Source organism: Dongia sp. (assembly GCF_041905885.1).
Taxonomy (GTDB): Bacteria; Pseudomonadota; Alphaproteobacteria; order Dongiales; family Dongiaceae; genus Dongia.
Window position 1 is genome coordinate 15,324 of the sequence record NZ_JAYRKD010000019.1, and the last position, 24,193, is coordinate 39,516.

A 24,193-nucleotide genomic window follows, 5' to 3' on the forward strand; every position below is an offset into this window, starting at 1 on the left:
CTACCGCATTCCCAGGATGAAGCTGGCGGTGGCGGCGAGGCAGGCGACCGTCCGCACATGGTTCCAGCGGGTCCAGACCTTGAGGTAGCGCGCCCAGACCGCAGCGCCCTCCGGACTTTCGGGCATCACCTGGGCGAGACCGTTGTTGAGCGGCACGTTCCAACGCATCGTGATGCCGATCGCGCCGATCAGGTAGAGCAGGCCGCCGGCGAGGCGCCAGCCTGAACCGGCATCGTCCGAGCCGATCACCGCCAGGATCGCCAGGATGAGGCTCAGCACCGCGGTGCCGAAGAACAGCAGGAAGAAGACGGGATTGAGGATGGTCTCGTTGATCGACTGCATGGCGGCGATGCCGACCGCGGCCGGACGCGTGGCAAAGGCCTGCATGATGAAAGCCGAGAAGGCGAAGAACAGGCCTGCCATGAGTCCGCTGCCGAGCGCGGCCAGCACCGTCAGGACAAACAGCCAGCTCTGCATCGCATTCCCCGATTCGAGATGTGGAGTTTGATCCACATCATGGCCGAGCCTCGGGGTGCGGTCTAGAAACGGGGCATCGGGCCGACGGCCTCTGGAGTCGATCCGTGCGCCGGCCAGATCCCTTAACGCACAGGACGGCGCATCGACGAAGCCCCTCCCGGAAACGGGAGGGGCCTAGCCCCGGCCCATCTCGAACAATGCTTGCAGCGCGTCCGGTTCGTCGGTGGTGATCTGGTCGACCTTCAGCGCCGCCAGGCGTTTCACGCTGCGCGCCGCACCCGCATGGTCGGTGTTGAGCGTCCAGGCATCCACCGCCTTGCCCGCGGCACGAAAGGGCGCCACCAGATCGATCCCCAATCCCTCCGCGGCGAGGATGAGGCGGTAATCGAGATAGATCATCTCGGCGTCCGGCGCCGTCGCGAGCGTGCTCTCGACGAAGTCGAGGCAGTCGATGCCGTCGCGCAGATGCTCCAGCGTATCTTCGGCGCAAGGGTCGAAGCCGCGGCGCATGGCCGGCACGGCGTCTGCCAGGCGCGAGATCGCCTGCCAGTCGCCGCCGCTCAAGATGCAGCGCCCGGCGATGCAAGCCAGGGTCCGGCGGAAATTCTCGATCGTCTGGCGGTCGAGGGCGGCCTCCGTTTCCTTGAGGTCGAGCTGGATCAGCGCATCGGGCGCCGCCAAGCCGCGCGCCAGTTCCGCCAGGTCCTCCAGCAGGATCAGGGCTGGGCCGGTTGCATCGGCTTCGCCGCGCAAGCGGAGGCGGCGGAGCTGCTGGAGCGAGGCCGCTGCGACGGGTCCACTGCCGCTGGTTTCGCGATCCAAGGTCGCATCATGCAGGCAAACGAAGCTGTGATCGGCATGCAGGCGCAGATCCACCTCCAGCGACGCGCCGGCGGCAAGGCCTTCCAGCAGGCGGCGCGGGGTGAAGGACAGGTCGCTGCGGCTGCGCTGCAGCCGGTGCCATTTCAGGCGGGTGACATGATCGTCGCCGGCAATCGCAATTCCGGTCAGCGGCGTTTCGAACGGGACGGGCAGGGACGGGCTGGGATCGGCGTGGAGCAGGGCGGTGCCGAGGTCATGCATTTCGCTTCAACTCTTCCATTTCTTTTCCAGGCTTCGTTAGCACGCGGGGCATGACGGGGATGTGTCGGCGGGGCGAGACCGGTAAGTCGGGCTGGCGGCCGCGGTCCCGCCGCGCTAAGCAGGGTGGATGCGATGGCTCCCGTTGCTGTGCCTGCTCGCAAGCCTGATGCCGTGCGGGGCGAAAGCCGATCCCGCCGAGGATGTCGCGGGCCGCGCCTGTTCCGCGCTGACGGCGCGGGTCGCGGCCGTGGCCGGCGACGATCCCCTGTTCCTGCGCAGCTATGACGCCGGCTCCGGCGACGGCCCGAATCCGGTGCCGGCGCTCAACGCCGCCTTCACCTATGACAACGCCCTGGCGGTCATTGCGCTCAGGGCCTGCGGCCAGCTCGATGCCGCGCGGCGAATCGGCGACGCCCTGCTGGCGGCGTCCGAAGCGGATCGCGGCGGCGAAGCGGGGCGCCTGCGCAATGCCTACCGGCCGGGCGCCGTGCACGAGACGCCGGTGCCGCCGATGGGCTGGTGGAACGCGGACGCGCAGCACTGGGACGAGGATCCCTACCAGGTCGGGTCCGCCACCGGGAACCTCGCCTGGGCGGCGCTGGCCCTGCTGACCCTGGCGGAGGCGACCCGGGATTCCGAATACACCGACGGCGCGGTGCGCATCGCCCGCTGGGCAGCCAAAGCCAGCGCCGATGCGCGCGCACCGGGGGGCTTCACCGGCGGTCTCTACGGCTATGACGACCAGGCCCAGCCGCTCGGCTGGAAATCGACCGAGCATAATGTCGATCTCGCGGCGGTTTTCGATTGGCTGGCGCGCCTGCAGCCGGCAGCCGGCTGGCAGGCGCCGGCGCGGCAGGCGCGGGATTTCGTCGCCGCGCTCTGGGACCCCGCGCGCGGCCGGTTCTGGGTCGGCACCCTGCCGGACGGGGTGAGCATCAATCGCGCGAACAGCGGACTGGATGCCGAGCTCTGGCCGCTGCTGCTCGCGGAGACGCCGCCGGAATGGCAGCGCGCGCTCGCCTATGTGGAACAGAGCCATGCCGCCCGGCCCGGCTTCGACTTCAACGACGACCGTGACGGGGTCTGGTGGGAAGGCACTGCCCAGGCGGCCCTGGTCTACCGGTTGCTGGGCCGGGAGGCGGAGGCCGATCGCCTGCTGAAGGCCGTGGCGCGGCGTTTCAGCCAGGGTGGCCTGCTCTGGGCGACCGATGCGGCGCGGATCACAACCGGGCTCGCCCTGTCCCCCGGGAGCACCACCGACGATTTCTATTATTTCCGGTTGCCGCATCTCGGCGCGACCGCCTGGGCAGCACTGGCCGCCAGGGCCTGGAATCCCTTCACAGGGAGACAGTTCGGGGCCCGGTCGGTTCCATGAAAATCAGGGAAAAACAAAAGATTATCGCCTGACCCTGCGATTTATCCCTGGGATTCCACACCGCCGAAGTTCACAGCCCCCAAGTGATGATGTATAGAGGAACGGTCGGCATCGCGCCGGGTTGGGCCCCTCATGGCGTCAAGCTGTGGCGACCAGCCGGATTCGATCAGGGCATTTTGTGAAACACAGGGGATTACCAATGAAGACTTTGAAGATCGTTGTCGGTCTGTCGCTTCTGGCTGGCCTTGCCGCCTGCGAGAACAGCAAGGGCCTCTATTCCAGCGGCGACTACTACAACGCCTTCGGCCGCGGCTACTACCAGCCCTACCAGGATGGCAGCACCTTCCACTATCACCACTCCTATTACGCCAAGGCGAACACCGTCCCCGAAGTCGGCGAGTAATCGCTCTAGCCGCGTTTCCGGTTGCGCTCGGCCCGCTTCTTGGTGCGGGCCGAGCCGCCTTGCTTGGCCGGCTCCGACTTGACCGCCGCCAGCTTGTCGATGTGCTCGGCGGCGGCTTCCATATCCTCATCCTCGAGCGCGTCCTGGGCCTTCTCGGCCAGCGCCTTGAAGCGCTGTTGTATCTTTTGCAGGTCCTTGTCCTCGAGGTCCTCCAGGTTCATCAGCGTGTTGTGCGCGCCGTCGAGCGCGAAGATGATCTCATCCAGCTTCAGATGCATCGCCGTTGAATCGCGATTCTGCGTGTTCTGAATCAGGAACACCATCAGGAAGGTGACGATGGTCGTGCTGGTGTTGATGATCAGCTGCCAGGTATCGCTGAAGCCGAAGATCGGCCCGCTGACCGCCCAGCCGAGGATGATCAGGACCGCCGCCACGAAGGTGGCCGGATGTCCCGCCGCCCGCGCGGTATGATTGGCGAACCAGGTGAACAGGGACTGGCGATGGTTCTTGGCGGGGGCTTGCTTTCGAATGCTCACGGCGCGCCTGTCAGGTTCATGAGGTGGGGCTGAAGCGGGGTCGGTGTTCCGCAGCGATATAACCCCCAGGTCGGGCCGGAGTTTCGTGTTCCTACAAGTCCAGGGCGTCGCCTTCCTTGGTGTCTTCCACGGTCAGGATCTGCGCCACCTTGTTGCCCTCGAAGGCGAGTGGCAGCATCGCGAACTCGGCGACCCCGCTGCGGCCGTCGGCATAGGCCCAATGGTCGAGCCCGAAGATCGGCTCGGCGCGCGCCCGGACGTCGCGATAGCAGGCGAGATAGAAGTCGCGGTTGGCGAAGTTCTGTGCGTCGAGGAAGGTACCGGTGAAATCGCCGCCGGCGTTGGCCGCGACCTCGGTGCCGACCAGGCGATAGCGGAAGCGATCCCCGACCACCTCGACGATAATGATGCAGGAGAGAACATCGGCCAGGTCGATCGGGTCGATGGCGGCGCGCCGGGGGATCTGTCCCCCGGTCGCCTTGCTGCGCCAGTAATCGAAGATGCGCCGGATCCGCGCCGACTGGACCTCGTCCGGCGAGGCGTAGCGCTTCGGATCGAATCTCATGCGGTCTGCTTGACCTCGAGCGGTTTCGCCGCGGTGCGCAACGCCGCAGGCGCCTGCGGTGCGGCTGAGAAGAGCACCCGGGCGATGGTTCCGGTCGGCTTGTTGCGCTCCAGGGACAACGTGCCGCCCAGCAGCCGCGCATAGCGCGCGGCGATAGAAAGCCCGAGGCCGACGCCTTGCTTGGCGCCGCCGCGCGACAGCACGTTTTCGCTGATGTTGAAGAGATCGCCGACGGTGCGCAGGAACTTGTCGGAAAGGCCGGGGCCGCAATCGACGATGCGCAGCATCAGCTCGCGGTCGTCGCCGGTCAGATTCACCGCGACCGAAGTGCCGTTCGGCGCCGCCTTGATGGCGTTGCGCAGCAATTCGTCGGCGATCGCGCGAAACGCCTTTTCGTCGCCGGACCAGGCGTCGGGCGCATGACAGCATTCAGAGGTCAGCGTGACGCCGCGGCGCGCGGCGGCCTCCTTCAAGCTGTCGATCACATGGCTGACCGATTCGCGCGGCTGGAAGCTCTGGTGCTCGATCGAGCGCTGCCCGGAATCCAGCGCGACGAAGGTGAGGATGCGGTCGACGTTCCTGAGCATCATGCGCCCGGCATCATGGGCATAGCCGGAATATTCCGCGACCTTGCCGTAGCCTTGGGTCGCAGCTTCGGCCTGGACCAGCTCGGTGAAGCCGAGCACGGCATTGAGCGGGGTGCGGAACTCGTGGTTCATGTTGGAGATGAAACTGTCCTTGGCGCGATTGGCCTGCTCGGCGCGCTCCAGCGCCGCGGCATAGTCGCTGCCCAGCCGCTCCAGCCGGACCGCTTGTTCCTCGAGCAGCCGGTTGGTTTCTTCCAGCTCCGCCTCGTGCGCGACCAGCGCCTCGTTGCTGCGGCGGAGCTTGCGCTTCGAGGCTATCAGCAATTCCCGTGAATGGCACAGCGATCCCGCCAGCAGGACGGCGCCGACGAGGAAGTTGAGAGTGAACGAGGCGATCGAGTAGTGAATGAGGAAAGGCGTCCCGACGAACATCCAGCGCACCAGCGCCATGATGCTCCGCAACGTGAAAATGCCGAAGGCGAAGGCGCCGATCGTCGGCAATCTCCGAAGCACCCAGCCAGTCCAGAGATAGAGTACGGCGGTGACCGCGCCGAAGAAGGCGAAGCCCCAGGAAGCGTCCTGCAAACGGATCGCGCAACTGACGGCGATAACGATCGCCGCGGCGACCGAGATCGCGCGCCAGGGCAGCCTATGGCCGGTGAAGGCGAGGTTGCCCATGATCATGAGGGCAACGAAGATCCAGAACAGCGCCGTTGCCGCATAGCCGGCCGCGGCACTGCCGGTTCCGATCCTTATGGTGATGCAGCCGATGCCGAGCGCATAGGCGAGTATCGCGCCGGTCCAGGCGAGATCGAAGAACCGGCGGCCGTCCAGGATCCACTTGAAGCCGAAGACGAGGGCGATCGAGCCAGTGCTGATCGCGCCGAAGGAGAAGACGAGAACATCCGAACTCATGTCATCCCGCCGGTAGGGCGGGGGCGAGCGCGTTGAAGCCGAGCGACGGTCAAATTAAACACCCCTTGCGCCCGCATGCCCCTTCGACCCGCACCGGCCGCGCTCTTGCAGACTATGGCACAGTCCTTAAGTGGGACTTAACGCCTAGTGTGGTTTTCCTGCCGCAGATCAGCGGCTTAGGCTCGTGAAATGGGCCGGGAAGCCATCCCGGCGGTGCAAAACATCCATGCAGGGATTTCGCATACGGCCCGGCCCGGCTTGGTTAGAATAAGAACCCGACGGTTCCAAAAGCCCGTCGCGCCTTACCCAGAATCCCAGGTAACTCCTTGAACGCGACCAATTTCTATCCGCGCCCGGCCGGCATGGCGCCCCGCGAGGTCCGCCAGATCCTGCTCGGCGTGCTGCTCACCATGTTCCTCGCGGCTCTGGACCAGACCATCGTCGCGCCGGCACTGCCGACCATCGCCCGCGACCTCCACGGTTTCGACTCGGTCTCCTGGGTGGTGACGGCCTATCTGCTTTCCGCCACGGCCACGACGCCGATCCTGGGCAAGCTCAGCGACCTCTACGGCCGGCGCAGCGTGATGATCATCAGCGTCGCGGTCTTCCTGGTGGGATCAGTCGCCTGCGCGCTTGCCCCCAGCATGTTCCTGCTGATCTGCGCCCGGGCGCTCCAGGGTGCCGGCGGCGGCGCGCTGCTCTCGCTCGCCAACACCATCGTTGCGGATGTCGTCTCGCCAAGGGAGCGGGGGCGTTACCAGGGCTATTTCGCCAGCATGTTCGCGATCGCCGGCATCATGGGGCCGGTGCTCGGCGGCTTCTTCGCCGAATACATCAGCTGGACCGCGATCTTCTGGATCAACCTGCCGATCGGCCTGCTGGCGATCTGGATCGCGCGCCGGGCGCTGGCACATCTGCCGGTGAAGGGCGTTTCGCACCACATCGACTATCTCGGCTCGGCCCTGATGGCGACCGCGACGATCAGCCTGCTGCTGGCCTTGACCTGGGGCGGGCATCGCTTCGCCTGGTTCTCCGCGCCGACCCTCGGCCTGATCCTGTTCTCTGCCGTGCTTTATGCGCTGTTCCTGCGCCAGCAGAGCGTCGCGCGCGAGCCGGTGCTGCCCTTGAGCCTGTTCGCCAACCCGGTCATCCGCATGACCTCGCTGCTCGGCTTCACCATCATGGTGATCAATGTCGGCGCCACGGTCTATGTGCCGCTCTATCTCGAGTTCGTGCGCGGGATGAACGCCTATGACTCCGGCTTGGTGCTGATCGCGCTGATGGTGGGCGTGGTTGGCGGGGCGCTGATCACCGGGCAGTACATGCGCTTCACCGGCCGCTACAAGTTGCCGCCGCTCATCGGCGTCGCCGCCGCGGCGATCGGGCTCATCTACCTCGCCTATGGCGCGGCGGGACGGACCAACCTCGAGATCGTCATCGTCCTCACCGTGACCGGCATCGGGCTCGGGACGGCTTTCCCGGCGATGATGGTGGCGACCCAGAACGCCGCCCATGGCGGCAATCTCGGCATCGCCACGGCCAACCATACCTTCTTCCGCTCGCTGGGCGGTGCGGCGGGCGTGGCATTTCTGGGCGCGATCATCTTCAGCGTCCTGGCGTCGCATATCGATATCGACCGCGGCGCGGACTTGAACGACATCCTGCAGCCCGGCCCGGTCCTCGATGCGGTGCAGCCCTATCTCGGCCATGCCTTCTCGGCCTTCTTCGCCGCGGCGGGCGCGGTGGCGGCGCTTTCGGCGATCGGCTTCCTGTTCATGAAGGAAATGCCGCTGCGCCAGAATGCCGGCCACGAGACGCCTGCGGAGTAGGCCGCTCAGGGTCTCCCCAAAGCCCGGCGGCGTGCTATACACAGCCACCGTCAGGGACCACACGAGACCAGGAAATGGCCGTCTTTTTATCGCTTGCCGAAGCCGTCGCCGCCAATATCAAGGACGGCGACACCGTCGCCTTTGAAGGCTTCACCCACCTCATTCCCTTCGCCGCCGTGCATGAGACCGTCCGGCAGCAGCGCCGCGACCTGCATCTCGTGCGCATGACGCCGGACCTGATCTACGACCAGCTGATCGGCATGGGCTGCGTCCGGAAGATGACCTTCTCCTGGGGCGGCAATCCCGGCGTGGGCTCGATCTATCGCTTCCGCGATGCCGTGATGAACGGCTGGCCGCGGCCGCTGGAGCTGGACGAGCACAGCCATGCCGCCCTCGCCAATGCCTATGAAGCCGGGGCGGCGGGCCTGCCTTGCGCGATCTTCCGCGGCTATCGCGGCGCCGAGCTGGCGGCGGTCAATCCCAGCATCAAGTCGATCACCTGTCCCTTCACCGGCGAGAAGCTGGCCGCGATCCCCTCGATCCGCGCCGACTGCGCGGTGATCCATGCCCAGAAGGCCGACCGCAAGGGCAACGTCCTGATCGAAGGCATCCTCGGCGTGCAGAAAGAAGCTGTGCTCGGCGCCAAGCGCGCCATCGCCACGGTGGAGGAGGTGGTCGAGGATTTCGGCCCAGGAAGTCCCAATGGGGTGAGCCCGAACGCCTGCATCCTGCCGAGCTGGACGCTCAGCGCCGTGGTTGAAGTGCCCGGCGGCGCCCATCCGTCCTATGCGCATGGCTACTACACCCGCGACAATGCCTATTACAAAGCCTGGGACGAGATCAGCAAGGAGCGCGACGTGTTCCTGAAATGGATGGAGGAGAACGTGCTGCGGCAAGGGCCGGACGTTTTCAAGCGCCATGCCAGGAAGGCGGCCTGATCATGAGCGACTACACGCCCAATGAAATGATGACCGTGGCCGCCGCCCGTGCGCTGCGCAACGAGGATGTCTGCTTCGTCGGCATCGGCCTGCCGAGTGCGGCCTGCAATCTCGCGCGGCTCAGCCATGCGCCCGACATCACCTTGATCTACGAATCCGGCACCATCGCCACCAAGCCCGACGTGCTGCCGCTCTCGATCGGCGACGGCGAGCTCTGCGAGACGGCGCTGGTGACGGTGTCGGTGCCGGAGATGTTCCGCTACTGGCTCCAGGGCGGGCGCATCACCCGCGGCTTCCTGGGTGCCGCGCAGCTCGACAAGTTCGCCAACATCAACTCGACCGTCATCGGCGCCTACGACAAGCCGAGCGTGCGACTGCCGGGCGGCGGCGGTGCGCCGGAGATCGCCACCTCCTGCGGCGAGATCTTCGTCGTGATGGCGCAGTCGAAGCGGAGCTTCGTCGACAAGGTCGATTTCGTCACCTCGCTCGGCCATGGCAAGGGCGGCGACGACCGGCAGAAGACGCATGGCGTCACGACCAAGGGGCCGACCAAGGTGATCACCGATCTCTGCGTCATGGAGCCGGATCCGGTCTCCAAGGAGCTGACCGTGGTGGGCCTACATCCCGGGGTGACGCGGGAGGCCGTCGTGGATGCAACCGGCTGGGCGGTGAAGTTCGCGTCGAGCCTCACCGAGACGCCGGCGCCGACGAACGACGAACTGAAGGTTCTCCGCGCGCTCCATGCGCGGACCAAGGCGGCGCATGCGCCGAAGCAGGCCGCGGAATGACTCGCCAGGTATTCCTCTGCGACGCCGTTCGCACCCCGATCGGCCGCTTCGGCGGCGCGCTCGCCTATGTCCGCACCGATGATCTCGCCGCGGTGCCGCTGAAGGCGCTGCAGGCGCGCAACCCGGCGGTCGACTGGAGCCGTCTCGACGAGGTCTATCTCGGTTGCGCCAACCAGGCCGGCGAGGACAACCGCGACGTCGCGCGCATGGCGCTGCTGCTGGCCGGCCTGCCGGACAGCGTGCCGGGGACCACGATCAACCGGCTCTGCGCCTCGGGCCTCGACGCGGTAGGTTCGGCGGCGCGGGCGATCCGCGCCGGCGAGATCGACTTCGCCATCGCCGGCGGGGTCGAGAGCATGAGCCGCGCGCCGCTGGTGATGGCGAAGGCCGAGACCGCCTTCCAGCGCGGTGCCGAGCTGCACGACACCACGATCGGCTGGCGCTTCATCAACCCGCTGATGAAGGCGCAATATGGCGTCGATTCCATGCCGGAGACCGGCGAGAACGTCGCCGAGCAGTTTCAGGTGACCCGCGCCGACCAGGACGCCTTCGCCTGGCGCAGCCAGCAGCGGGCCGGTCGGGCCGCCGCTTTCTTCGCCGCGGAGATCGTGGCCGTCGAGGCCAAGGACGCGCGCGGCAAGCCGCTCGCCGTGACGGCCGACGAACACCCGCGCGCCGACACCACGCTGGAAGCCTTGGCCAAGCTGAAGACGCCGTTCCGCAATCCCGGCACGGTGACTGCCGGCAATGCATCCGGCGTCAATGACGGTGCCGCGGCGATGTTGCTGGCCTCGGAGGCGGCGGTAAAGGCGCATGGCCTCAAGCCCCGTGCCCGCATCCTCGGCATGGCGACCGCGGGTGTTCCGCCGCGGATCATGGGGATCGGCCCGGTGCCGGCGACGCAGAAGCTGCTGGCGCGCCTCGACCTGAAGATCGGCGATTTCGACGCGATCGAGCTGAACGAGGCTTTCGCCGCCCAGGCGCTGGCCTGCCTGCGCCAGCTCGGCCTGCCGGACGACGCTCCGCAGGTGAACCCGAACGGCGGCGCCATCGCGCTCGGTCATCCGCTCGGCATGAGCGGGGCGCGGATCGCCATGACGGCGGCGCATCAGCTGGAGAAGACCGGCGGCAAGCGGGCGCTGGCGACGCTCTGCGTCGGCGTCGGGCAGGGCGTGACGCTGGCGATGGAGCGGGTCTAGACGCGATCCTGCGGATCGTCGAACAGGATGCGCTGGGCGGCGCCGTCCATGTCGTCGTACTGGCCGGACCGGAGCGCCCAGAGGAAGGCGGCGAGGCCGAGGCCGCCCATGCAAAGCGCGATCGGAATCAGGAACAACAGGATGTTCATGGCAGCTTCGCCCCCTTTGATTCAAAGCGGCCCAAGCGCAGGGCGTTCAGGATGACGATGATCGACGAGCTCGACATGGCCACGGCGGCGATCAGCGGGGTCACGAAGCCGAGGATCGCCAGCGGCACCGCGGCGAGATTATAGACCAGCGCGATCCCCAGATTCTGCCGCACCAGATTATCGGTGCGCCGGGCCAGCAGCAAGGTCAGCGGAATCGCCTCCAGCTTGTCGCCCTGGAACACGACGTCGGCGGCGCTCTGGGTGATCTCGGTGCCGCTCGCCGGGGCCATCGAGACATGGGCGCCGGCCAGGGCCGCGGCGTCGTTGATGCCGTCGCCGATCATCAGCACCTTGCGGCCTTCCTTGGCCAGGACTTCCAGCCGCGCCGCCTTGTCGAGCGGCGAGAGCCTTGACGCAAAGGCGTCGATGCCGAGCTGGCGCGCCAGGTCCTCGACCGGCGCCGCGCGGTCGCCGGAGAGCATCTCCAGCTGCAAGCCGAGCGCCTTCAGGCGCGCGATCACCGCCTCGGCGTCGGGCCGCAAGCGGTCGGAGAACTGGAACCGCTGCTGCTTGCCGTCAGGGCCCACCAGCCACAGCACCTGGTCGGTGGCGGCGTCTTCCGGCTGTCCGGTGAAGGCGCAGCTGCCGAGCTTCCAGCCTTCCCAGGCGAGGCCCGCACCCGGATGTTCCTGAACGCCGGTCAGCACCGTGGCCTCCGGCGCGGCGCGGGAAAGCGCGCGGGCCAGGGGATGCCGGCTGTTGGCGGCGATGCCGGCGGCGATCATGAGCAGCTCGGGATCGGCGCCGGGCTGCAAATCCAGGCGGCCGAGCGTGAGCGTGCCGGTCTTGTCGAATACCACGGTGTCGATGCCGGTCATGCGCTCGAGCGCGTCGGCGCTCTTCAGGAGAATGCCGGAGCGCATCAGGCGCTGGCTGGCGACCACCTGCACGACAGGCACGGCGAGGGCGAGAGCGCAGGGGCAAGTGATGATCAGCACCGCGACCGCGATCATCAGCGCCTCGGTCCAGGCCAGGCCGCCGCCGAGCCACCAGCCGAGGAAGGTGGTCAGCGCCACCACGTGGACGACCGGCGCATAGCGCCGCGCCACCCGGTCGGCGATGCGGGTGAAGCGGCTCTTGCTGGATTCCGCCGCCTCCATCAGCCGCACCATGTCGGCGAGCAAAGTGGAATCGCCCACCGCATTGACCAGCATCTTCAAGGGGCCGGTGAGATTGAGCGTGCCGGCGAACAGGCGGTCGCCGGGATTGCAGCGTTGCGGGGCGCTTTCGCCGGTGATGGCGGAAACGTCGAGATCGCTGCTGCCAGTCGTGATCGTGCCGTCGGCCGGCGCCCGGCCGCCGGGCGCGATCAGCACCGTCATGCCGGGGCGCAGCTGCGAGGGCGGCAGGCTGTGCTGGCGGCCATCGGGCTCGACCACGGTCGCCGCCACGGCGTTCAAAGCGAGCAGGCGGGCGGCGGTGGCATGGGCGCGGCCGCGGGCGCGGCGGTCCAGATAACGGCCGATCAGCAGGAAGAAGAGCAGGGTGACCGCGGAATCGAAATAGGCATGCTCGCCGCCGCGGAAGGTCTCGAACAGGGAGATCGACGGGGCCAGGGTGATCGCGAGGCTGATCGGCACATCCATGTTGGTGCGCAGGGCCTTGAGCGCGGCCAGCGCCGAGCGGAAGAACGGGCGGCCGGCATAGGCGATCGCCGGGATGGCGATCAGCGCCGAGATCCAGTGCAAGAGATCGCGGGTGCCCGGATCGGCGCCGGACCAGACCGAAATCGACATCAGCATGATGTTGCCGGCGGCAAACCCCGCCACGGCCATGGCCGTCAGCAGCGCCTTGCTCTCCGCATCGGCCTCGGAGGCGAGCCGCTCCGGGTCGCAGGGCACCAGCTTGTAGCCGAGCCGGGTCACCAGCTGGACCAGGCCTTCGGGATCGGTCTCGCTGTCCTTCCAGCGCAAGGTCAGGCGCCGGGTGGAGAGGGCGACGCGCGCCGATACGACGCCAGTCTGCTGCAGCAGGCTCTGTTCGATCAGCCAGACGCAGGCGCCGCATTGCAGGCCCTCAACCATGAGGGCGAGCTCTTTCTCGCCGGGCGCCACGTCGCGGCTCCAGGCCGAGAGGTCGACCTCGGTCTCGATCTCGTCCGGCCGTGTCGGCGGCTGCGCGGGATCGGCCACGCGCTGCTGGTAGTAGCGCGCGAGGCCGCGCGACTGCACCAGCGCATAGGCGCCGGCGCAACCATGGCAGCAGAACTCACCTTTCCCCTTGAACGGCGCGCCGCAATGCTTGCAAGGACGGTCAGCCGCAATGCCGCAGACGTCGAGCGTCTCCACGAATTGCGGCAGCGCGTTCACTTCACGAAGATCCGCTGCACCACCTGCCAGTCGGTCGTGCCGTCGAGCGCCGAGAGCCGGAGCTCCCAGCTTCCGTTGGCCGGCAGGATCACGTCGGTGCCGTAAATCCCGGCACCCTCCGACCGCAGCGTCAGCCGCTGGTCTAAAGCCGTGCTGACCGGGCGCACCAGATGCGCCTCCAGCATCAGGCCCTCGACCGGCTGGCCGGCCTTGTCGGTGATGGTGACGGCGAGATGCCGTCCGCCAAGCGCCGGCGTGACGGTGGTCTTGGCGGTCCAGCCCAAGGCCGCGCTGGCCGCGGCCTCCTTCAGGATCGCGTTGTACTCGATGCCTTCCTGATAGGCCTTGGTGGTGTCGAGGCCGCTGAAGGTACTCTGGGCGAAGAAGATCATCACCCCGTTGACCACGACCACGCCCAGCATCAGGGCGACCATGAGGGTCGGGATCCAGAGCGACCGGCGCTGCGGCCGCGCGTTCTGCGCGAGATCAGTCATTGTCGGGCTCCGGGCCGCTGAAGATGGCGCCATGCTGGCTCTCCTCGCCGGTGGTGATGTTGGCCGCGTGGATCGTGATGTCGGTCTGCTTGCGCTTCAGGCTCTCGCGCGGCGCCTTCACCAGCAGGCGGAAAGTGCCGACGCTGTCTCCGGCGACTTTCACCGACTGCGGGTCGGCGCCGATGATCTTGATCGAAAGCCCCTCGATCCCCTCGACCGCGACCCGGTACTCCATCGGCTGCGGATTCTTGTTGGAGATCTTCAACGTGTAGCCGTCCTGGATCTCGCCGTCGCCGAGCTTGACGAAGAGCGGCGAGCGGTCGGCCTGCACCGTGACGTCCATGGTGGCGCGGGTCGAGAGCGAGAACAGCATGCCGGCCGTGACCAGAACCAGGCCGATGGCATATATGATCGTGCGGGTGCGGATGAACTTGAACTTGGTCGGCTTGCCGACCGCGCGCGCCGCGCTGTTCGAGAGCGAATCATAGGTGATAAGCTCGAGCGGGCGGTCGAGCTTGCCCATGATCGAATTGCAGGCATCGACGCAGAGGCCGCAGCCGATGCAGGCGAGCTGCGGGCCGTTGCGGATATCGACGCCGGTCGGGCAGACGTTGAAGCAGAGGTTGCAATCGACGCAGTCGCCGAGCTTCTCGGTCTCCTTGGCCTTCTTCTTGCCGCGCGGTTCCCCGCGCCACGCCTCGTAGGTGACGATCAGGCTGTGCTCGTCGAGCATGGCGCCCTGGAAGCGCGGCCAGGGGCACATGTAGATGCAGACCTGCTCGCGCGCCCAGCCCGCCAGCAGATAGGTCGTGGCGGTGAAGAGGCCGATGAAGCCGACCTGGGTCAGGGTGGCTTTGAAGGTGAACAGGTCGCGGACCAGCGTCGGCGCGTCGTTGAAATACATCACCCAGGCGCCGCCGGTCGCCGCCGCGATGACGAGCCAGGCGAGATGCTTGGTGCTCTTCAGCCAGGCCTTGCGCAGGGAGAACGGCTCCTGGTCCAGCTTCATGCGGGCATTGCGATCCCCCTCGATCCAGCGCTCGACCTGGAGGAAGAGATCGGTCCAGACCGTCTGGGGGCAGGTGAAGCCGCACCAGACGCGACCCAGCAGGGAGGTCGCGAGGAACAGGCCGATGGCACCCAGGATCAGCAATCCGGCGAGGTAGTAGACTTCCTGGGGCCAGATCTCGATCCAAAAGAAATAGGCGCGGCGGTTGGGCATATCGACCAGCAGCGCCTGGTCGGGGCGGCCGAGGCCGCGGTCCCAGCGCAGCCAGGGCGCCAGGTAATAGATCCCCAGCAGCAAGCCGAGCGCGCTCCATTTGATCACACGGAAGCGGCCCCAGATGCGCTGGGGGTAGATCTTGACATGTTCGGCATAGAGCGAAGCGTTGGTCACGGTCTGCTCTGGCTTGATGGTCCGGTGTTGCATTCTATCATCACTTCACCCCCTCTCCATGGAGAGGGGGTGTTGTTCGCTTCCGATTACTGTCCGCCGCCGAGGGCGTGGACGTAGACAGCCAGCATCTTGATCTGCGCGTCACTCAAGCGGCCTTGCCATGCGGGCATGACGCCATGCCGCGGCTTGGTGACCTGTGCGGTGATGGTCTTGGCGTCGCCGCCATAGAGCCAGATCGAGTCGGTGAGGTTCGGCCCGCCGAGCTCGAGATTGCCCTTGCCCTGCTCGCCGTGGCAGGCGGCGCAGTTATCGGCAAAAACCGTCTTTCCGCGCTCCGCCGCCGTCGCATCGGCCTTTTCTCCGCTGAGCGACATGACGAAGGCGGTCACGTCGGCAATCTGCTCCGGCGTCAGCACGCCGTCGGCTCCGAAGTTCGGCATGATGTTGCTGCGGGTCGCTTCGTCGGTGGTGGCGCGGATGCCGTGGCGGATGGTCTGCTCGATCTGGGCGAGATCGCCGCCCCAGAGCCAGTCGTCGTCGGCCAGAACCGGATAGGCCGGACGGCCGGCGCCGCCCGGCGCGTGGCAGGCGGCGCAGTTCTCATTGAACACCGCCTTGCCGCCGCTCATGGCGAAGTTCAGCAGCTCGGCATCGCCGTTGATCTGCTCGGCCGAGGCGGCGCTGATCTTGTCGATCCAGACCTTCTGCGCCTCGGCCGCCGCGGCCGCCTGCTGGGCATAGTCCGCGCGCTGGTCATAGCCGAGGATGCCCTTGGTATAGCCCGAGAAACCGGGGATCGCCGGATAGAGCACCCACCACAAGATCGAGAAGGCGATGCAGGCATAGAGCACCGTCAGCCACCATTTCGGCAGCGGGTTGTTCAGCTCCTGGATGCCGTCCCAGGAATGACCCGTGGTCGGCTTGCCGGTCAATTGGTCTTTGTTGATGTCGGTCATTTCAGGCTCCCGGGCCTTGCTGCTCGTCCCGTTCGTTCTTGAACGGGATCTTGGCGCACTCCGCGAAGTGTTCCCGGTTCTTCGGGCGGAAGGCGTAGAAGGCGATGCCGAGGAACACCAGCATCAGCCATGCCGCCCAGAACTGCTTGGCGAACTCGGAGATCTCGAGCCAGGTCATTGCGCTTCTCCTTCCGCCTTGGTGGCGTATTCCGGGCGATAGGTCGTGAAGTCGACCATCCGGCCCAGCACCTGCAGATACGCGACCAGCGCGTCCATTTCGGTCAGCTTCGCGGGATCGCCGTCGAAGTCGCCGGTCGCCGCCTTGGGATAGCGGGCGAGCAGGCCGGCGGTGTCGGCATCCGGCGTTGCCTGGGCGGCCAGGTCGGCAGCCGCGTTCTCGATCTCCTCGTCGGTATAGGGGACGCCGACGATCCGCAGAGTCTTCAGGTGCTCGGCGATGTTCGACGGGTCCACCTGGCGCCGCGAAAGATGCGGGTAGGGCGGCATGATCGACTCCGGCACGACCGAGCGCGGGTCGATGAGATGTGCGACCTGCCAATCGTTGGAGTACTTGCCACCGACCCGGGCCAGGTCCGGACCGGTGCGCTTGGAGCCCCACTGGAACGGATGGTCGTACATGCTCTCGGCGGCCAGGCTGTAATGGCCGTAGCGCTCGACCTCGTCGCGGAACGGCCGGATCTGCTGGCTGTGGCAGAGGTAGCAGCCCTCACGGATGTAGACGTTGCGGCCGACCAGCTCGAGCGGGGAGTAGGGCCGCACCCCTTCCACCTTCTCGATGGTCTCGCCGATCGTGAACAGCGGCACGATCTCCACGAGACCGCCGATCGCGACCGTGACGATGATTCCGAGCAGCAGCAGGATCGAGTTGGTTTCGAACTTCTCTTGCTTGATGAGTGCCATTGGAATTGCTCCGGTCACGCGGTGGCGGTGACGGCGGCACCGAGCTTGGTCTCGGTCCGGACGTCGCCGCGCGCCGTGCGCCACATGTTGTAGACCATCACCAGCGCGCCTGAGAGGAACAGGACGCCGGCGAGGGCACGGACGATGTAGTAGGGGTGCATCGCGGCCACGGTCTCGACGAAGGAGAACTGCAGGAAGCCGAGATCGTCATAGGCGCGCCACATCAGGCCCTGCATGATGCCGCTGATCCACATCGGCGTGATGTAGAGAACGATGCCGATGGTGGCGAGCCAGAAGTGCCACTCGATCAGGCGGACCGAATAGACCCGCGCGACGTTCCAGAGCTTGGGCACCAGGTAGTAGACGGCGCCGAAGCTGACGAAGGCGACCCAGCCGAGCGCACCGGAATGCACGTGGCCGATGGTCCAGTCGGTGTAGTGGCTGAGCGAGTTGACCGAGCGGATCGACATCACCGGGCCCTCGAAGGTCGACATGCCGTAGAAGCCGACCGAGGTGACCAGGAAGCGCAGCACCGGATCGGTGCGGAGCTTGTCCCAGGCGCCGGAGAGCGTCATCAGTCCATTGATCATGCCGCCCCAGGAGGGCATCCACAGCATCACCGAGAAGGTCATGCCGAGGAACTGCGTCCATTCCGGCAGCGCGGTGTAGTGCAGATGGTGCGGGCCGGCCCAGATGTAGAGGAAGATCAGCGACCAGAAGTGCACGACCGACAACCGGTAGGAATAGACCGGGCGCTCGGCCTGCTTCGGCACGAAGTAGTACATGATGCCGAGGAAGCCGGCGGTCAGGAAGAAGCCGACCGCGTTATGGCCATACCACCACTGCAGCATCGCGTCCTGGACACCGGAGAACAGCGAATAGCTCTTGGTGCCGAGGAAGGAAACCGGCACCGACATGTTGTTGCCGAGATGCAGCACGGCCACGGTGACGATGAAGGCGAGATAGAACCAGTTCGCCACATAGATATGCGGCTCCTTCCGCTTCATCAGCGTGCCCAGGAAGACCAGCAGATAGGTGACCCAGACGATGGTCAGCCAGAGATCGGTGTACCACTCGGGCTCGGCATATTCGCGGGCTTCGGTGATGCCGAGCACGTAGCCGCTGGCGGCCAGCACGATGAAGAGCTGGTAGCCCCAGAACAGGAACTCGGCCAGGCCGTCGCCGCCGAACAGGCGCGCCCGGCAGGTGCGCTGCACGACATAGAGGCTGGTCGCGAACAGTGCATTGCCGCCGAAGGCGAAGACCGCGGCCGAGGTGTGGACCGGCCGCAGGCGCCCGAAGGTGGTCCATTCCAGGCCGAGGTTGAAGATCGGGAAGGCGAGCTGCAGCGCGATCACCACGCCGACCAGGAACGCGACCACCCCCCAGAACAGGGTGGCGATGGTGAATTGTCGGACGACCCGTTCGTTATACGGGCTGTCGGCAGCAGCGAGTGCTGTGGCGGACATCAGTGGCCCCCTTTAGGCGCAGTAGCAAGCGTGATGAAGCGGAACACGACTAGGATCGCGAAGACGAAGAGCAGCAGGCCGAACAGCGAAAATGCCGCATCATGGCTGCGGGCGCTGAGGAAGAGGCCGAGGATGCCGACGATGGCGAGAACGCCGCCGCCGATGAATTTCCCGATGTTCATGTTCCTTCTCCAACGAGGTCGCGATAGGCATGCCAGCTGGCATGGCCGATCAACGGCAGGGTGACGATGAGGCCGAGGCAGCCGGTGACGAGACCGGCGCCGGTGAACAGCACGATCAGCGCGCCCCAGCCGAACAGGACGCGCCAGTTGGCGACGCTGACGGCAATCGAGGTGGCGATCGCCTGCGCCGTCCCGACGTCGCGGTCGAGCAGCAGGGGAAAGGAGACGACGCCGATCGCGAAGCAGAGCGCGGCGAGCACGCCGCCGACCGCGCTGCCGGCGAGCAGGAAGATCAGCCCGTCGGTCGTGGTCAGGATGGTGAGGATGAAGTTCTCCCATTCGACCGGCTGCGGGCCGAAGAACAGCGCGTAGACCAGCATCGCGATCCGCATCCAGAGCACCTGGAGCAGCATCATGACCAGGCCGAGGGTGAAGAGTGGGCCGGGGCGCTTGGACCAGGCCGTGGCGATGTCATGGAAGCGGATCGACGCGCCCATCTCCAGGCGCCGGCTGATCTCGTAGAAGGCAATGCCGAGGAACGGCGCCACGAACATGAAGCCCGAGGCCAGCGGAAAGGAATAGGCGAGGTAGTCCTGCCGCCACAGGCCGTAAATGATTACCACGCTGATCGCGGCGATGATCACCCCGAAGGTGAGGCTAACCTCGGGGGCGCGCGACAAATCCTGCCAGCCCCGGCGCAGCCAGCCCCAGGGCATCTCGACGTCAACGCGGTTGATCGGCAGGACCAGTCCGGCATACTCGGCATCGAGCGCCGGCCCGATCAGCTTCTCCCCCATGGCCTAACCTCTTGCGACAGCGTGATTCGAACTTGAGGTTAGGAGCGGACGGCCGAGGCGTCGTTGACTTGAGTCAATTCCAGCGGCGCGCCGCCGACGCAGAATAGGCCAGACAGACTGTCGCAGCTCCGGCCATCTCCTTCCCCCTCTGGGAAAGGAGAGATCAAGGGCGCCGCTGCGGAAAGTGGGACTTTGGACTCAATCGCGATCATCGCCGCGCATTGCCAGGTGGCGCTCCGCGACAACGCGCCGCTGATCCTGGCCCTGTTCTTGGCCGGCCTCGTGGGCAGCGCCGGGCACTGCGCCGGCATGTGCGGCCCCTTCGTCCTGGCCCAGGTCGGGGCGCGGGCCGAGCTCAGTCGTGTCTCCGGCGCAACATTGCTGCCCTACCACCTCGGCCGGGGCACGACCTACATCGCGCTCGGCATGCTGCTCGCGGCCCCGATCGGGCTCTTGAGCCGGCTGGACCAGCTGCGCTGGGTCCCGGCAGTGCTGCTGGCCGGCGCCGCCGGCTTGTTTCTGTTCCAGGCGTTGCGCGGGTTTGGTGCTGTCGGCGCGCCCGCGCCCGGCTTCCTCCACCGCGCGCGCGGCCTGTTCGCCCGGCCCTTCGGCATGCGGGGTTATGCGCTCGGCGCATTGCTAGGCTTTCTCCCCTGCGGCCTGCTCTATGCGGCGCTCGGGGCCGCCGCCGCCACGGCGAACCCGATCGCCGCGGCGATGGGCATGCTGGGCTTCGTGCTCGGCACCATGCCGATGCTGATCGCGATCGGATGGCTCGGCCACGGCGCCGCCGCGCATTGGCGCGAACTCGCCCGCAAGGCCATGCCGGTGATCGCCGCGGTCAATGCTGTGGTTCTGCTGGCGATGGCCTGGCAGGTCGCCGGAATCGCGTGATTTCTGCAGGTCTGGCAAGAGGTTGCGGGCCATTGCAATGGCCTGGGGTTTCGCGCATTCTCCGGCGCAAATTCGTGAATCCTTAACAAACCTTAATGATGAACGCTGACCTTGCCACCGATCTCGGCGCAAGCCTGGTCGCCAACCTGGAGAAGTCGATCGGCCGCGCGACCGACGCGCTGTTGGCGCGCCAGCATGACGACGGCCATTGGGCCTTTGAGCTGGAAGCCGATGCGACGATTCCGGCCGAATACGTCCTGCTGAAGCATTTCCTCGCGAACTCCGTCGATGAGATCGACACCGAAGTCGAGCGCAAGATCGTCCGCTATCTGAAGTCAATCCAGGGCGAGCACGGTGGCTGGCCGCTTTACCACGGCGGCGCCTTCAATATATCGGCCAGCGTGAAGGCCTATTACTGCCTGAAGATCTGCGGCGAGGACATCAACGCGGATTACATGCGCCGCGCCCGCGAGGCGATCCTCGCCTACGGCGGCGCCAGGACCTCGAACATCTTCACCTTGATCCAGCTCGCGCTCTACGCACAGGTGCCATGGCGCGCCGTGCCGGTGATGCCGATCGAGCTCATCAACATGCCCAAGTGGTTCCCGGTCACGCTCGACAAGGTGAGCTACTGGTCGCGCACCGTGATCGTGCCGCTGTTGGTGCTGATGACCAAGAAGCCGCAGGCGCGCAACCCGAAGCGGGTCGATATCCAGGAACTCTTCACCGTGCCGCCGGAGCAGGTGACGAACTGGTACAACATGAACCGCAAAGGCGCCTGGGCGGCCTTCTTCCGTGGCGTCGACCGTGTGCTCCGGGGTACCGACTGGCTGTTCCCGAAGCGCGGCCGCGAGAAAGCCCTGAACAAGGCCGTCGCCTGGGTCACCGAACGGTTGAACGGCGAGGACGGCTTGGGTGCGATCTACCCGGCCATGGCCAACAGCGTGATGATGTTCGACACATTGGGCTATGCGAAGGATCACCCCGATCGCGCGATCGCCGAGAAGTCGATCGAGAAGCTGATGGTGATCGAGGAGGACCGCGCCTACTGCCAGCCCTGCCTCTCGCCGGTCTGGGACACGGGCCTTGCGGCGCATGCGCTGCTCGAGGTTGGCGGCGAGGCGGCCGAGCGTCTGAAGCCTTCGATGGAATGGCTGCGCCAGAACCAGATCAAGGACGTGGTCGGCGACTGGGCCTCGGCGCGCCCCAACGTGCGCCCGGGCGGCTGGGCTTTCCAATATGCCAACCCGCATTATCCCGATGTCGATGACACGGCGGTCGTGGTGATGGCGCTCGACCGCTTCAACCATGCGGAAAGCAAGGAGGCGATCGAGCGCGGCGCCGAATGGGTGCTCGGCCTGCAGAGCAAGAACGGCGGCTGGGGCGCCTTCGATGCCGACAACGAATACTACTACCTGAACCACATCCCCTTCGCCGATCACGGCGCGCTGCTGGATCCGCCGACCGCGGACGTCTCGGCGCGCTGCCTCGGCATGCTGGCGCAGCTCGGTTACAAGCTCGACGATCCGCGCGTCCAAGCCGCGGTCGATTACCTGATCCGCGATCAGCAGGCCGACGGCAGCTGGTTCGGCCGCTGGGGCACCAACTATGTCTATGGCACCTGGTCGGTGCTGACCGCGCTGAACGCGATCGGACTGCCGCATGATCATCCGGCGATGCGCAAGGCGGTGCGGTGGCTGGAAAGCAAGCAGCGTGCCGATGGCGGCTGGGGCGAGAGCGGCGACAGCTACTGGGACGACAAGCCGCGCGGCGAAGGCCCGGTCTCGACGCCCTCGCAGACCGCCTGGGCGGTGCTCGGCCTGATGGCGGCGGGCGACGTCGATTCCGAGGCGACCCGGCGCGGCATCCAGTTCATCTCATCCACCCAGGCCGATCACGGTCTCTGGGACGAGGACGAGTTCACCGCGGTCGGCTTCCCGCGCGTCTTCTATCTGCGCTATCACGGCTACCGCGCCTTCTTCCCGCTCTGGGCTCTGGCGCGCTACCGGAACCTGAAGCAGGGCAACTCAACCCACGTGATGCACGGTCTCTAGCGCATGCCCCTCGGCATCGTCACCGGCATGGCGAGCGAGGCCCGGATCTTCGGCGCCGATGCGCTCACCATTTCGGCAGGGGGCGACGCGGGCGCCACGCGCGCCGGCATCGAGTCGTTGATTTCGCGCGGAGCGGATCGCCTGGTCAGCTTCGGCATCGCCGGCGCGCTCGATCCGAGCCTCAAGCCCGGCGATCTCGTCATCGGCGGCGCCGTCCGCACCACCGACGGGCTCCGCGTACCGGTCGACCAGAAATGGCTGGCCCATCTGACCACGCATCTGACCAGCGCCCGCGTCGCCGACGTGGTGGGCAGCACGCGGATCGCCGCCACTGCCGAGCAGAAGGCGATGCTGCATCGCGATTCAGGGGCCGCCTGCATCGATCAGGAGAGCCACTGGGTGGCGGATGCTGCGCATGCCAACCATCTGCCGTTCATCGTGATCCGGGCGATCGCCGATCGGGCCGGGGATAGCCTGCCGCCGGCGGTGCTGGTCGGCTTGGATAAGCAAGGCCAGCCGCGGACAGGCGCCGTCGTCGGCGCCTTGCTGCGCGATCCTTCGCAACTGCCAGGATTGATCCGCGTCGCCCTGCAGACCAACAGCGCGCTGAAGAGTCTACTCCGCGGCCGGGCGGCGCTGCTTCGCTAGCGCCTCTTTCTGGGCGTGGATGTCCTCGATCGCCTTCTCGACATGGCGCGAGAAGACATACTCCGCCTTGCGCTGCTTATCGAGCGGGATGTCCGGCGCCATCTCGCCGGTGACGGCGACGCCCTGACGGGAAACCTTGAGCGCCTTCAGCGGATGCTTGATCGCGTCGGCGACGGCGGTGCCCTCGAAGCCCGAGTGGACCATGCAGTCAGCGCATTTCTCGTAGTTGCCGACGCCGTAGTCGTCCCACTTGGTGTCTTCCATCAGCTCCTTGAAGGTCTTCGCATAGCCTTCGCCGAGCAGATAGCAGGGCCGCTGCCAGCCGAACACGTTGCGGGTCGGGTTGGCCCAGGGCGTGCAGTGATAGGTCTGGTTGCCGGCCAGGAAGTCGAGGAACAGCGAGGACTGGCTGAACTCCCACTTCTTGCCGCCGTTGCCCTTGCCCAGGATGTCGCGGAACAGCTGCTTGGTCTTGCGGCGGTTCAGGAAGTGCTGCTGGTCGGGCGCGCGCTCATAGGCGTAGCCCGGCGAGACGGTGATGCCGTCCACGCCCATCGCCATCACATCGTCGAAGAAGCTCGCCGCCCGATCGGCGCTGGTGCCGTCGAAGAAGGTGCAGTTGATGTTGCAGCGGAAGCCGGCGGCCTTGGCCAGCTTGATCGCCTCGACCGCCTTCTCGTAGACGCCGTCCTGGCAGACCGACTTGTCGTGCTCTTCCTTCGAGCCGTCGAGATGCACCGACCAGGTGAAGTAGGGGCTGGGCTTGTAGAGATGCATCTTCTTCTCGAGCAGAAGCGCATTGGTGCAGAGATAGACGAAGCGCTTCTGCTTGATCAGCCCCTCGACGATCTCCGGCAGCTCCTTGTGCAGCAGCGGTTCGCCGCCGGCGATCGAGACCACCGGCGCGCCGCATTCCTCGGCGGCGTGGAGCGCGTCGGCGACCGAGATGCGTTGGTTCAGGATCTCGGCCGGGTAGTCGATCTTGCCGCAGCCGGCGCAAGCGAGGTTGCAGCGGAACAGGGGCTCCAGCATCAGCACCAGCGGGTAGCGCTTGCGCCCCATCAGGTGCTGCTTCACGACATAAGAGCCAACGCGAATGGCCTGCTGCAACGGAACTGCCAAGGTACTCTCTCCTAGCTCAATCCAATTTCATGCACACGTCACGG

General features: G+C 66.5%; 25 protein-coding genes. 9 read left to right on the forward strand and 16 right to left on the reverse strand.

The genetic code is table 11. From position 1 onward, the window contains the following. Together ACH2CY_RS18295 and ACH2CY_RS18300 are read right to left on the reverse strand one after the other, a co-directional pair. A complete protein-coding gene (locus ACH2CY_RS18295) occupies window positions 1–477 on the reverse strand; it encodes a DUF1772 domain-containing protein (protein WP_395020754.1) in 477 nt (158 codons plus the stop codon). 174 nt (window positions 478–651) lie between these two features. Next, entirely contained in the window at window positions 652–1,560 is a 909-nt protein-coding gene (locus ACH2CY_RS18300; protein WP_395020755.1) for a glycerophosphodiester phosphodiesterase, read from the reverse strand. A gap of 127 nt (window positions 1,561–1,687) precedes the next feature. Between ACH2CY_RS18300 and ACH2CY_RS18305 the strand changes: the two genes are divergently transcribed. Further along, on the forward strand, window positions 1,688–2,935 hold the full coding sequence (locus tag ACH2CY_RS18305; RefSeq protein WP_395020756.1) for a hypothetical protein: 1,248 nt from the start codon (window positions 1,688–1,690) through the stop codon (window positions 2,933–2,935). Window positions 2,936–3,134: 199 nt separating this feature from the next. Continuing rightward, complete coding sequence (locus ACH2CY_RS18310; protein WP_395020757.1) at window positions 3,135–3,338, forward strand: hypothetical protein; 204 nt, start codon at window positions 3,135–3,137, stop codon at window positions 3,336–3,338. Window positions 3,339–3,343: 5 nt separating this feature from the next. On the opposite strand, the gene ACH2CY_RS18315 is transcribed toward ACH2CY_RS18310, so the two are convergent. From ACH2CY_RS18315 to ACH2CY_RS18325, 3 genes are all read right to left on the reverse strand, one after another. Continuing rightward, window positions 3,344–3,874, reverse strand: coding sequence for a low affinity iron permease family protein (locus tag ACH2CY_RS18315; RefSeq protein ID WP_395020758.1), 531 nt, complete (start codon window positions 3,872–3,874; stop codon window positions 3,344–3,346). 91 nt (window positions 3,875–3,965) lie between these two features. Further along, complete coding sequence (locus ACH2CY_RS18320) at window positions 3,966–4,439, reverse strand: PAS domain-containing protein (protein ID WP_395020759.1); 474 nt, start codon at window positions 4,437–4,439, stop codon at window positions 3,966–3,968. Then, window positions 4,436–5,941: an ATP-binding protein gene (locus tag ACH2CY_RS18325; protein ID WP_395020760.1), complete on the reverse strand. Its 1,506-nt coding sequence runs from the start codon at window positions 5,939–5,941 to the stop codon at window positions 4,436–4,438. Before ACH2CY_RS18325 ends, ACH2CY_RS18320 begins: the two co-directional genes overlap by 4 nt. 326 nt (window positions 5,942–6,267) lie before the next feature. On the opposite strand from ACH2CY_RS18325, the gene ACH2CY_RS18330 reads away from it, so the two are divergent. The 4 genes from ACH2CY_RS18330 to pcaF all read left to right on the forward strand — a co-directional run bounded on the left by ACH2CY_RS18330 (window position 6,268) and on the right by pcaF (window position 10,695). After that, a complete protein-coding gene (locus ACH2CY_RS18330; RefSeq protein ID WP_395020761.1) occupies window positions 6,268–7,770 on the forward strand; it encodes an MDR family MFS transporter in 1,503 nt (500 codons plus the stop codon). Between the two features lie 74 nt (window positions 7,771–7,844). Then, window positions 7,845–8,708, forward strand: coding sequence for a CoA transferase subunit A (locus ACH2CY_RS18335; RefSeq protein ID WP_395020762.1), 864 nt, complete (start codon window positions 7,845–7,847; stop codon window positions 8,706–8,708). Window positions 8,709–8,710: 2 nt separating this feature from the next. Beyond that, entirely contained in the window at window positions 8,711–9,496 is a 786-nt protein-coding gene (locus ACH2CY_RS18340; protein ID WP_395020763.1) for a CoA-transferase subunit beta, read from the forward strand. Continuing rightward, window positions 9,493–10,695 carry a 3-oxoadipyl-CoA thiolase gene (pcaF, locus tag ACH2CY_RS18345; protein WP_395020764.1) on the forward strand — a complete coding sequence of 401 codons (1,203 nt, stop codon included), beginning with the start codon at window positions 9,493–9,495 and terminating at the stop codon, window positions 10,693–10,695. The genes ACH2CY_RS18340 and pcaF overlap by 4 nt, the downstream gene beginning before the upstream one ends. Here the strand turns inward: pcaF and ccoS are convergent. The 10 genes from ccoS to ACH2CY_RS18395 are packed head-to-tail and all read right to left on the reverse strand — an operon-like array spanning window position 10,692 to window position 19,431. Beyond that, window positions 10,692–10,844 (reverse strand): cbb3-type cytochrome oxidase assembly protein CcoS, encoded by a 153-nt coding sequence (ccoS, locus tag ACH2CY_RS18350; protein WP_395020765.1) that lies wholly within the window; start codon window positions 10,842–10,844, stop codon window positions 10,692–10,694. The two genes, pcaF and ccoS, sit on opposite strands and share 4 nt — an antisense overlap. Continuing rightward, window positions 10,841–13,213, reverse strand: a complete 2,373-nt coding sequence (locus tag ACH2CY_RS18355; protein ID WP_395020766.1) for a heavy metal translocating P-type ATPase metal-binding domain-containing protein — start codon at window positions 13,211–13,213, stop codon at window positions 10,841–10,843. Before ACH2CY_RS18355 ends, ccoS begins: the two co-directional genes overlap by 4 nt. Continuing rightward, the gene (locus ACH2CY_RS18360; RefSeq protein ID WP_395020767.1) at window positions 13,210–13,707 is read right to left on the reverse strand and encodes a FixH family protein; all 498 of its coding nucleotides are present in this window, start codon (window positions 13,705–13,707) and stop codon (window positions 13,210–13,212) included. The genes ACH2CY_RS18355 and ACH2CY_RS18360 overlap by 4 nt, the downstream gene beginning before the upstream one ends. Continuing rightward, window positions 13,700–15,139 carry a cytochrome c oxidase accessory protein CcoG gene (ccoG, locus tag ACH2CY_RS18365; RefSeq protein ID WP_395020768.1) on the reverse strand — a complete coding sequence of 480 codons (1,440 nt, stop codon included), beginning with the start codon at window positions 15,137–15,139 and terminating at the stop codon, window positions 13,700–13,702. The genes ACH2CY_RS18360 and ccoG overlap by 8 nt, the downstream gene beginning before the upstream one ends. Before the next feature lie 53 nt (window positions 15,140–15,192). Further along, entirely contained in the window at window positions 15,193–16,062 is an 870-nt protein-coding gene (ccoP, locus tag ACH2CY_RS18370; RefSeq protein WP_395020769.1) for a cytochrome-c oxidase, cbb3-type subunit III, read from the reverse strand. 1 nt (window position 16,063) lies between these two features. Then, the gene (locus ACH2CY_RS18375) at window positions 16,064–16,240 is read right to left on the reverse strand and encodes a cbb3-type cytochrome oxidase subunit 3 (RefSeq protein ID WP_395020770.1); all 177 of its coding nucleotides are present in this window, start codon (window positions 16,238–16,240) and stop codon (window positions 16,064–16,066) included. Continuing rightward, window positions 16,237–16,983 carry a cytochrome-c oxidase, cbb3-type subunit II gene (gene ccoO / locus ACH2CY_RS18380; RefSeq protein ID WP_395020771.1) on the reverse strand — a complete coding sequence of 249 codons (747 nt, stop codon included), beginning with the start codon at window positions 16,981–16,983 and terminating at the stop codon, window positions 16,237–16,239. Before ccoO ends, ACH2CY_RS18375 begins: the two co-directional genes overlap by 4 nt. A gap of 14 nt (window positions 16,984–16,997) precedes the next feature. Next, entirely contained in the window at window positions 16,998–18,452 is a 1,455-nt protein-coding gene (gene ccoN / locus ACH2CY_RS18385; protein WP_395020772.1) for a cytochrome-c oxidase, cbb3-type subunit I, read from the reverse strand. Beyond that, the gene (locus ACH2CY_RS18390) at window positions 18,452–18,634 is read right to left on the reverse strand and encodes a hypothetical protein (RefSeq protein ID WP_395020773.1); all 183 of its coding nucleotides are present in this window, start codon (window positions 18,632–18,634) and stop codon (window positions 18,452–18,454) included. The genes ccoN and ACH2CY_RS18390 overlap by 1 nt, the downstream gene beginning before the upstream one ends. Continuing rightward, window positions 18,631–19,431, reverse strand: a complete 801-nt coding sequence (locus ACH2CY_RS18395) for a DUF2189 domain-containing protein (RefSeq protein WP_395020774.1) — start codon at window positions 19,429–19,431, stop codon at window positions 18,631–18,633. Before ACH2CY_RS18395 ends, ACH2CY_RS18390 begins: the two co-directional genes overlap by 4 nt. A gap of 192 nt (window positions 19,432–19,623) precedes the next feature. On the opposite strand from ACH2CY_RS18395, the gene ACH2CY_RS18400 reads away from it, so the two are divergent. The 3 genes from ACH2CY_RS18400 (at window position 19,624) to ACH2CY_RS18410 (ending at window position 23,027) form a co-directional block, all read left to right on the forward strand. Further along, window positions 19,624–20,325, forward strand: coding sequence for a sulfite exporter TauE/SafE family protein (locus ACH2CY_RS18400; RefSeq protein WP_395020775.1), 702 nt, complete (start codon window positions 19,624–19,626; stop codon window positions 20,323–20,325). A 98-nt stretch (window positions 20,326–20,423) separates the two neighbouring features. Further along, window positions 20,424–22,379, forward strand: a complete 1,956-nt coding sequence (gene shc / locus ACH2CY_RS18405; RefSeq protein WP_395020776.1) for a squalene--hopene cyclase — start codon at window positions 20,424–20,426, stop codon at window positions 22,377–22,379. Window positions 22,380–22,382: 3 nt separating this feature from the next. Continuing rightward, a complete protein-coding gene (locus ACH2CY_RS18410) occupies window positions 22,383–23,027 on the forward strand; it encodes a hypothetical protein (RefSeq protein ID WP_395020777.1) in 645 nt (214 codons plus the stop codon). On the opposite strand, the gene hpnH is transcribed toward ACH2CY_RS18410, so the two are convergent. Further along, window positions 22,995–24,149 (reverse strand): adenosyl-hopene transferase HpnH, encoded by a 1,155-nt coding sequence (hpnH, locus tag ACH2CY_RS18415; RefSeq protein WP_395020778.1) that lies wholly within the window; start codon window positions 24,147–24,149, stop codon window positions 22,995–22,997. The two genes, ACH2CY_RS18410 and hpnH, sit on opposite strands and share 33 nt — an antisense overlap. Window positions 24,150–24,193: the final 44 nt, after the last annotated feature.